Annotated in this window: 2 protein-coding genes; one reads left to right on the top strand and one right to left on the bottom strand. The window is 77.2% G+C overall.

What is annotated here, in order from left to right; genetic code table 11:
* A partial coding sequence (locus G5C62_RS27050) for a hypothetical protein (protein WP_346774145.1) occupies nucleotides 1–857 on the top strand: 857 nt, incomplete at its 5' end.
* Between the two features lie 71 nt (nucleotides 858–928).
* Here the strand turns inward: G5C62_RS27050 and G5C62_RS27045 are convergent.
* Nucleotides 929–1358, bottom strand: a 430-nt coding sequence (locus G5C62_RS27045; protein ID WP_241176173.1) for a CAP domain-containing protein, incomplete at its 5' end; no start/stop codon positions are given.

The following is a 1358-nucleotide window of genomic DNA, read 5'->3' as shown; positions in this document are numbered from 1 at the left end:
CCTCCGTGCTCCACGGGCGGGTCTTCCGTGGTACCTGGGCGATCGAGAGCGGGTTGCTGACCCGGGCGCAGCTGCGGAGCTCGGCATGGCGACGGCTGCGCCAGGACGTCTACGCCGACGCGACGCTGCCCGACACCCACCGGCTGCACGCCCGTGGCGCGGCGCTGCGGATGCCCCGGGGCGCCGTCCTGGGTGGGCGGAGCGCCGCGGACCTCCTCGGGGTGCGTGACGTGGCGGGCGCGGGCGACCCGGTCGAGGTGGTGGTCCCGCTGGGCACCCGGTGGGACCCGGAGCCGGGGATCGTCGTCCGGGCGGCGCACCTCGACGGTGCCGTGTTGACCCGCGGGGACTTCCTCCGCTGGACGACCGGCCTGCGGACGGCGGTCGACCTGGCCCGGTTCGCGCCACCGGAGGAGGCGGTCGTCCTGCTCGACCAGCTCGTGCACGCGCGGGTCGTGGACCTCGCCGAGGTCCGGACGGCGGTGGGCGCACTGCCCACGTGCCGCGGGTCGGCTCGGGCCCGCCGGGCAGCAGCGGCGGCGGACGGGCGGGCGGAGTCGCCCCAGGAGACCAGGGTGCGGCTGCTGCTGGCTGCGCACGGGCTGCCCGCACCGGTGGCGCAGTTCGAGGTGCGCGCCGGTGGGCGCTTCCTGGCCCGCGTGGACTTCGGCTGGCCCGCGCACCGGGTGGCGCTCGAGTACGACGGGGTCTGGCACGACGGACCCGGTCGGTTCGTGCGGGACCGGCAGCGGCTCAGTGCACTGGCGGCCGCCGGCTGGCGCGTGCTGGTCGTCACCGCGGCCGATCTGCACTCCCCGGAGCTGCTGATCACCCGGCTGCGCGCGGCCCCGCGGTGATCACCTCGGGCTGGTGGCTGCCTCGACCACGGCGAGACAGCCACCAGCCCGATCTCGGCGGGCGCGGACGCTCAGGCGCCGAAGAGCTGGGTCCACCACGGGCCGCCGGAGCCGGCGGCGACGCCGACACCCAGCGTGCGCAGTTGGCAGTTCAGGATGTTCTGCCGGTGCCCGGGGCTGGACATCCAGGCCGCCATCACCGCAGCTGCGTCCGGCTGGCCGGACGCGATGTTCTCCGCCCGGGCGTACCCGATCCCCGCCGCGCGAGCGCGGGCGAAGGGGTCGAGGCCCTCGGGCGTGACGTGGGAGAAGTAGTCGCGGTCCCGCATGTCGGCGCTGTGCGCCCGGGCCACCGCGGCCAGGCCGGCGTCGGCGCTGACGGCGGCACAGCCGGCAGCGGCCCGCTCGGCGTTCACCAGCGCGAGCACCTGGCCCTCCGGTCCGGGTGCCGCCGCCGGTGCGGCAGGCGCCGGAGGAGCAGGTGCGGCGCGGGCCGGAGGA

Source organism: Modestobacter sp. KNN46-3 (genome assembly GCF_011039295.1).
The sequence above is the reverse complement of the archived record's forward strand: the minus strand, read 5'-3'. Positions and strand labels throughout refer to the sequence as shown.